This is a genomic window from Oikeobacillus pervagus (genome assembly GCF_030813365.1).
GTDB lineage: Bacteria > Bacillota > Bacilli > Bacillales > DSM-23947 > Oikeobacillus > Oikeobacillus pervagus.
The window spans coordinates 1-7946 of sequence record NZ_JAUSUC010000076.1; the positions used below are offsets into that span (position 1 = coordinate 1).

The 7946-nt window shown below is 38.2% G+C and carries 7 protein-coding genes; 3 read left to right on the forward strand and 4 right to left on the reverse strand.

All coding sequences use genetic code 11. The features are described 5' to 3' along the window. Window positions 1-569: 569 nt before the first annotated feature. The gene (gene map, locus J2S13_RS16035) at window positions 570-1319 is read right to left on the reverse strand and encodes a type I methionyl aminopeptidase (protein ID WP_307258864.1); all 750 of its coding nucleotides are present in this window, start codon (window positions 1317-1319) and stop codon (window positions 570-572) included. A gap of 275 nt (window positions 1320-1594) precedes the next feature. On the opposite strand from map, the gene J2S13_RS16040 reads away from it, so the two are divergent. Together J2S13_RS16040 and J2S13_RS16045 are read left to right on the forward strand one after the other, a co-directional pair. Then, window positions 1595-2005 (forward strand): MarR family winged helix-turn-helix transcriptional regulator, encoded by a 411-nt coding sequence (locus tag J2S13_RS16040; RefSeq protein ID WP_307258858.1) that lies wholly within the window; start codon window positions 1595-1597, stop codon window positions 2003-2005. 65 nt (window positions 2006-2070) lie between these two features. After that, a complete protein-coding gene (locus J2S13_RS16045) occupies window positions 2071-3273 on the forward strand; it encodes an MFS transporter (protein ID WP_307258859.1) in 1203 nt (400 codons plus the stop codon). Window positions 3274-3678: 405 nt separating this feature from the next. Here J2S13_RS16045 and motB read toward each other — a convergent pair whose 3' ends face one another. The 3 genes from motB to J2S13_RS16060 form a co-directional block, all read right to left on the reverse strand. Continuing rightward, a complete protein-coding gene (gene motB, locus J2S13_RS16050; RefSeq protein ID WP_307258860.1) occupies window positions 3679-4422 on the reverse strand; it encodes a flagellar motor protein MotB in 744 nt (247 codons plus the stop codon). Then, complete coding sequence (gene motA, locus J2S13_RS16055) at window positions 4409-5212, reverse strand: flagellar motor stator protein MotA (protein ID WP_307258861.1); 804 nt, start codon at window positions 5210-5212, stop codon at window positions 4409-4411. Before motA ends, motB begins: the two co-directional genes overlap by 14 nt. Before the next feature lie 470 nt (window positions 5213-5682). Next, window positions 5683-7308 (reverse strand): SLC13 family permease, encoded by a 1626-nt coding sequence (locus J2S13_RS16060; protein ID WP_307258862.1) that lies wholly within the window; start codon window positions 7306-7308, stop codon window positions 5683-5685. 273 nt (window positions 7309-7581) lie between these two features. Here J2S13_RS16060 and J2S13_RS16065 point away from each other — a divergent pair, with 273 nt between their 5' ends. Beyond that, window positions 7582-7740 carry a hypothetical protein gene (locus J2S13_RS16065; protein WP_307258863.1) on the forward strand — a complete coding sequence of 53 codons (159 nt, stop codon included), beginning with the start codon at window positions 7582-7584 and terminating at the stop codon, window positions 7738-7740. Window positions 7741-7946: the final 206 nt, after the last annotated feature.

Sequence of the window (7946 nt, forward strand, 5' to 3'; positions counted from 1 at the left end):
GCTGATGTTGACTTATCGTAGGGAGAAAATGGAGAAATTCGCTAGTCGATAGGCGCTGGAGCTGGACGATCAAAAGCGGAAGCGCCTGTCCATCGGCGTACGGATTTCGTAAGTTTCGACTGAGATAAAGGAAACACAGCGAGTTGATCTTGCGAGCTGATGTTGACTTATCGTAGGGAGAAAATGGAGAAATTCGCTAGTCGATAGGCGCTGGAGCTGGACGATCAAAAGCGGAAGCGCCTGTCCATCGGCGTACGGATTTCGTAAGTTTCGACTGAGATAAAGGAAACACAGCGAGTTGATCTTGCGAGCTGATGTTGACTTATCGTAGGGAGAAAATGGAGAAATTCGCTAGTCGATAGGCGCTGGAGCTGGACGATCAAAAGCGGAAGCGCCTGTCCATCGGCGTACGGATTTCGTAAGTTTCGACTGAGATAAAGGAAACACATTGAAGCGGTTAAGTTCTAGATTTTATAGCACCAAAGTAAGAAAAAGGTTGTCTCAAAAGCAACGATCTTGAGACAACCTTTTCCTTTCCTAACAGCCATTCATAACATTTGAAGACTCTCTTATTCTTGTTCTGTTAAAATCTTGATTCCATCTTTCGTAACTGCAATCGTATGTTCATATTGCGCTGATAATGAACCATCCATTGTGCGAGCTGTCCATGCATTGGAATCCATTTTCGAAGCCCAATGACCTACATTGATCATTGGTTCAATGGTAAACACCATTCCTTCCTTAATTCTCGCCCCTTTACCAGGTAATCCAAAGTGAGGAACTTCTGGCTTTTCATGAATAGAAGGACCAATTCCATGCCCGATAAAATCTCTCACAACTGAAAACCCTTGTGCTTCCGCATAGGTCTGAATTGCATGACCAATATCTCCAATTCGGTTACCGACCTTTACTTGTTCAATTCCTTTGTACAAAGATGCCTTTGTCACATCTAATAATTTTTGCGTTTCTTCACTAACTTCCCCAACTCCATACGACCAGGCAGAATCTGCTAAAGCACCATTAAGATTGACAACCATATCAATCGTTACGATGTCTCCTTGTTTTAATGCCTCTTTTCGTGGAAATCCATGGCAAATTTCATCATTTATACTCGCACATGTAGCATATTTATATCCACGATAACCCTTTTGTTCTGGTGTTGCCCCATGTTTCTTTAGAAATTCATCCACGAATACTTCAATATCCCAAGTTGTCACTCCTGGTTTGATCATTTTTGCGATCTCTTTATGTGTCGCAGCCAGTAACTTTCCAGCCTCATGCATTTGTTCAATTTCCCTTGGTGATTTTAAGACAATCATCTTGTTCACTCCTTCATTTAAAGAAACAGCTTCTTTAATGACCGATTCCAAAAAGGTTGTGGGATCCTTGTTCAAAAAAATGCTGATTCCTTGATTTCAACCCTTGTATCAATATGTTAAAAGTTTTTTTACAATACACCTATATTACCATAATTTATTTTTGAAACCAGCGAATGACCTTTTTGAAAAAAACTTTTTCAACGTTTCCATTAGACAAATGGTAAAAACTCATATATAATTAGCTAGGTAACTAATTGGAACCTCGGAGGATTTTCATGGAACATCTTCACACTTTTTTTCACCAAATTCAGCAAACTTCACGGTATTTAACTAAAATTATAAATGAAAACCTTGCTCCTCACGGGATTTACAGTGCCCAATGGACAGTTATTTATAGTATCCATCAAAATGGCTCCTGCACTCAATCTGAGTTATGTCAGTATTTAAATGTAGAAGCACCTACCATGACTAGAACGTTGAAAAGAATGGAGCAACTAGGTTGGATTCATCGTGTCCCCGGACAGGACAAAAGAGAAAAATGGATTCAATTAACCCCAGCAGCATTAGAAAAATATCCCCAATGGAAAAAAGCCGTTCAAGAAATGGAACAACAGCTTGCCAAAAAACTAACAATAGAAGAACAGAAGCTCATTTTGCAATCATTGATGCATTTGACTAAGGACTAACATGAAGAAGGGATAGGTTCTATTAAGTTTATTTATAATCATATAATAAAGAGGAGGATTTTTACTTGAATCATCAAAAAGTAAAACTGTGGACGAAAGACTTTTTAAGTATTTCATTCACTAGTTTTTTTATTTTTCTTACATTCTATATTTTACTCATTACATTACCTATGTATATATTAGAAGATTTACAAGGCTCTCAAACAGAAATAGGATTGGTCGTTTCTATCTTCTTAATTTCTGCAATTCTGATCCGACCGTTTACAGGAAAATGGGTGGATACAGTTGGTCAAAAAAAGATTTTGCTCATTTCTTTAATCCTATTTCTCGTGAGCTCTTTATTTTATTTTTGGACGACCAACTTATGGTTACTATTACTTCTTCGTTTCGTCCATGGGGTTGGTTTTGGAATGGTTACAACTGCAACTGGAGCCATTGTCGCTGACATTGTTCCAGATGCAAGACGTGGAGAGGGAATGGGGTATTTTGCTACCTTCATGAATTTAGCCATGGTCATTGGACCTTTCTTAGGTTTAACAACCGTTCAACATGCGAACTTCACGGTAGTATTTTCCATTTGCGTTCTGTTTTCTGTTCTTAGTTTCCTTTGTGGATTATTAGTGAAGATTCCAAGCAAGCCATCTGTTGAACTTGCTAATACTGGCCTTCACTTTTCAAACCTATTCGAAAAGAAAGCTATTCCTATTGCGCTTACGGCAGGAGCGATTTCATTTGCTTATTCAGGAATTTTATCTTTCTTATCGGTTTATGCACAGGAAATCCATTTAGTTAAGGCTGCCACCTTCTTCTTTGTTGTATTTGCTATAGTTGTTATTTTATCTCGTCCATTTACTGGAAAGTGGTTTGATTTACATGGGGATAATATTATTATTTACCCATCCATCCTTTCTTTAGCCATTGGTTTATTTTTATTAAGTCAGGCAACAACAAGTACTGTCCTACTAATTTCAGGTGGATTTATCGGGCTTGGAATCGGGACACTAGTTCCGTGTTTTCAAACGATTGCGATCAAAGCAGCGAAACCACATCGCCGCGGAGTTGCCACCGCTACTTTCTTTACCCTTTTTGATTTGGGATTAGGGGTAGGCTCATCGATTCTTGGATTCATTACAGGATTTATCGGATACCGTTATCTTTATCTCTCTTTATCCATCTATGTTTTATTAACGATTCTTTTATACTTTTTCCTTCATGGGAAAAATCAAAAAACCATTCAGATTCGCCGGAATATAGAAGCAAAAGGTTAAGTACAAAAGCGGATGCGCCTGCTCATCGGCGTACGGATTTCGTAAGTTGCGACTGAGATAAAGGAAACACAGCGAGGTTCTTCTCGAGCTGATGTTGACTTATCGTAAGGAGAAAACGGAGAAATCCGCTAGACGATAGGCGCTGGAGCTAGACTGGACAAAAGCGGATGCGCCTGTCCATCGGCGTACGGATTTCGTAAGTTTCGACTGAGATAAAGGAAACACAGCGAGGTACTCCACGAGCTGATGTTGACTTATCGTAGGGAAAAGACGGAGAAATTTGCTAGACGATAGGCGCTGGAGCTAGACGATCAAAAGCGAAAGCGCCTTGACCCAACTGCGCTCTTAGTTTTGGACAGTCTAAAAAAAGATGACTTCGGTATTCGACCGGAGTCATCTTTTTTATTATTTCGCTTTTTCACTCTCATATTGTGTATGATTTTCCATGATGAGGACTTCTACTCTTCGGTTTTGGGCCCTTCCTTCTGACGTGTCATTTTGGGAAACGGGTTGATATTCTCCATATCCTTTCGCACTAAACAGTCTTGGATCTAATTTTTCATTTTGCAATACAATCTTCATAAAATTTACAGCTCTCATCGCACTTAATTCCCAATTGGAATTAAATTGTGACGTATTAATCGGCTGATTATCCGTATGCCCACTAATGATAATACTTCGGGGTGGGTCCATCTCAAGTAATGACGAAATTTCCTTAGCGATTTCAATATCTTGTATACGAACCTCTGCCTCCCCAGAATCAAATAAGACATTATCTCGTATCGTTAATAGTAGTCCTTCACTGGTTAATGACGTGCCAATTTTGGACTCTAAGTTTTTTTCTTGTATGTAGGAGGAAATCTTCGTTTGAACTTCCTTTAATTCTTTTTGATCTTGACTTTCTTGATCTTTCCGTTTTTTAGTTCTGGGCAAATTATGAAGGAGCGGTTCATCTAATACACCCGTTCCTCCTTGAAAAGTTTGGTTAAATACCGCAGAAAGAGCCTGGAACTTCTGCGCATCTACTGAACTCATCGCAAATAACACGATAAATAAGGCAAGAAGTAATGTCAGTAAGTCAGCATATGGAAGAAGCCAATCCTCCCCCATATGTCCGTTATCACGCTTTTTCTTCCTACGCTTCGCCATTTGCCTCACCACCATTACTACTTGCTAATAATTTTTTCTTTTCATCTGATGGTAAATAGGAAGACAGTTTTTGTTCCAGTACACGTGGGGCTTCCCCTTCTAAAATCGATAATATGCCCTCAATCATCATTTCTTTTATTTGTACTTCTTGCTTTGATTTTCGTTTTAATTTATTAGCAAATGGATGCCAAAGAACATACCCTGTAAAAATCCCTAATAAGGTTGCAACAAAAGCTGCGGAAATCGCATGGCCTAATGTTTCTGTGTCGGCCATATTTCCAAGGGCCGCAATTAGTCCAATGACAGCCCCTAAAACCCCCAAAGTCGGAGCATATGTACCAGCTTGTGAAAAAATTAAAGCTCCAGAAGCGTGACGGTCTTCCATCGCCTCCACTTCTTCATTTAATACATCGCGAATATAATCGGCGCTTTGACCATCAATCGCTAAGCTTAACCCATTTTTTAGAAATGGGTCCTCAATGTCACTTCTCTTCGATTCCAATGCTAATAATCCTTCTTTACGAGCGATTTCCGCCCATTCTGTGAAAAGCTTAATAATCTCTTGAGGTGGGACCATTTTTTTCTCTTTCAATATAATGCCGAATAATTTCGGAACTTTTTTCAATTCATTCATAGGAAAAGCGATCGTTACGGCTGCAACAGTTCCAAGAATAATAATGAGAAAAGCCGCCGGGTTTACCAGCGCTGAAACACTTACCCCTTTCAAAATCATTCCCACACCAACCGCGATTATCCCCAAAATAATTCCTATTAATGATGTTTTATCCATAATTCTCACCCTAATTTTTTTAGTCTTCTATTATTCTTATCGGAATAAATAAAGGAAAATTTAGATGTACATCGTATTAGTTATGAAATTATTCCTAATTCACCACTTTCTTTACTTAGTTCTTTTGAACTAAAAATAAACAACACTTCATTCAGTGTCATTTAAAATGAGAAAAATTAAAATCTATTTTTCTTTAATCCTATTCCCACTAAGAACAAAAGCAGAAGCGCCTGCCCATCGGCGTACGGATTTCGTTGTCTTTGACTGAGATAAAGGAAACACAGCAAGGTACTCCTCGAGCTGATGTTGACTTATCGTAGGGAAAAAACGGAGAAATTCACTAGACGATAGGCGCTGAAACTAGACTGGACAACATTTTTCAAGGGGGATCCACAGTTCGAAATTTTATAGTTTCTCAGGCTAATAAAAAAAGCACCTAGGCTAAAAAACCTAGATGCTAAGCATCCTTATTATTTTAATGAATCTGGGAATACATTAAGATCAATTCCCCAAACGACAGGCATTAAGAAATAAATCATGGCCGAGATAAAGAATATACATGCAATATTGATCCAGAACCCCGCTTTAATCATATCAGTGATTTTAATATAACCCGATCCAAACACAATGGCATTCGGAGGAGTAGCCACTGGGAGCATGAAGGCACATGAAGCCGCAATCCCTGCCGCTACCATCAAGGCATATGGATGAACATTCAGTGCCGCTGCAAGAGAGGCCATAATCGGAAACATCATCGTCGCTGTTGCTGTATTGGATGTGATTTCCGTCAAGAATAATACTAGTGCTGTTACAATTAATAGAAGGAAAACAAAGTGAATGCTTTGTAATACCGTTAATTGTTCCCCAATCCATAAAGCTAAACCAGACTCTTTAAACCCTTTTGCAATGGCAAGACCTCCACCAAAGAGTAAGAGAATTCCCCAAGGAACATTTTTCGCATCGTTCCAATTTAATAATGTTCCTTCTTTCGCTTGTCTAGAAGGAAGAACGAATAAAATAACAGCAGCCGTAATAGCAATCATCGTATCATTAATACGGTCCATAAAATCAAAAGGAATAAATGTCCGTGAAATCCATGCTAGCGCTGTCAACGTAAACACTACGAGCACAAGTTTTTCTTCGAATGACATTGTTCCAATCTTTTTCTTTTCATCTAGTATAACTGTTTTTCCACCTGGAAGTTTCTTTATATTCATTGGAAAAGCAATTTTAACTAAATAAAACCATACAGCAAAAAGTAAAATAACGGCTAATGGCACACCGAATAACATCCAAGTGGCAAACGAAAGGTCAACATTGTATAGTTCTTTTACCACTCCAGCAAAAATTGTATTCGGAGGAGTTCCGATTAACGTTCCTAAACCACCAATGGAAGCAGAATAGGCAACTCCAAGCATAATCGATTTCCCGAAGTTTGATTCAATCGCATTTTCCCCTTTTATTGAATCGCTTACATGAGTAATAACGGCTAAAGCAATCGGCATCATCATCATCGCCGTTGCCGTATTGGAGATCCACATGGATAAAAATCCTGTTGCTACCATAAATCCAAGTACAATTTTCTGTGTACTTGTTCCGACTAATAAAATAATATTTAAAGCAATTCTTCTGTGTAAATTCCATTTTTCCATCGCGATCGCAATGATAAATCCACCTAAAAATAAAAAAATTGTATCATCAGCATAAGCGCTTGTAACCCCTTCAGACACCGCACCTGTTAACGGGAATAAAACAATTGGTAACAAGGATGTTACTGGAATCGGAATGGCTTCCGTAATCCACCAAGTAGCTATCCAAAGAGTACTCGCTAAAACTGAAAGCGCTTCCTTTGGCATTCCTTCTGGAGAAACACCAAATAAAAAGATAAAAAATAATAAAGGTCCAAGAACTAATCCGACATTTTGTCTTAATGTACGATTGGGTTTCTTCTTTGGACTTGTTTCTTTATTTAACTGACGAGGCTTTGACGAAGAACCCGCAGAATCATGTGTTGACGAGAAAAACATAAGCGTTTTTTTCGTATCATCATGCATATTCCACAACTTTCCCCAAAGTTGCTGTACATATCCTGCCATAACTTTCCTCCTATAAAAATAAATATGTCATATTATTGTAGAATAATGTTATACTATTTAAATAAAATAATATACTAATCCAAAAAAGCTGTCAATCATTTTTTACATTCTGTTATATAGAAATTCAAAAACTCAAAACTGTTATATATCAATTTTACTTACTCAGTGACTTTTTGTGAAGACTAAAAAAATCCCTTTCCATTTATTAAAGGGAATAATGTTATCTAAATTGGCAAAAAATATTCATATCACAAAAGAAAGGATGAACGCATTATGGGTCGAGGACACTCATTCCAACATAAAAAGAAAGGTCACCCAGGACAGTTTCCGCAAAATAGTCTAACCGAAAAACATTCAAAAGAAGTAATAGAAGACGAAGAACTACTCGTCACACAGCAAGCATTCAAAAACCGAGTAGAAACAGAAGAGTAGAAATGTGAAGGCAACTGCTTAGGCGCAAATCATCGCGGGAAATACTCATATATCACGGGAAATATGCATAAAACAAAAGAAGTAGCGCATATCCGCTCAGGAAATAGGCATTTCACTTGGGAAATGGTGCATATCCTCATGGGAAATAAGCAAATCGATCGGGAAATGATGCAGATATTGATTTCTCGCTTCGATGACCTGCATCT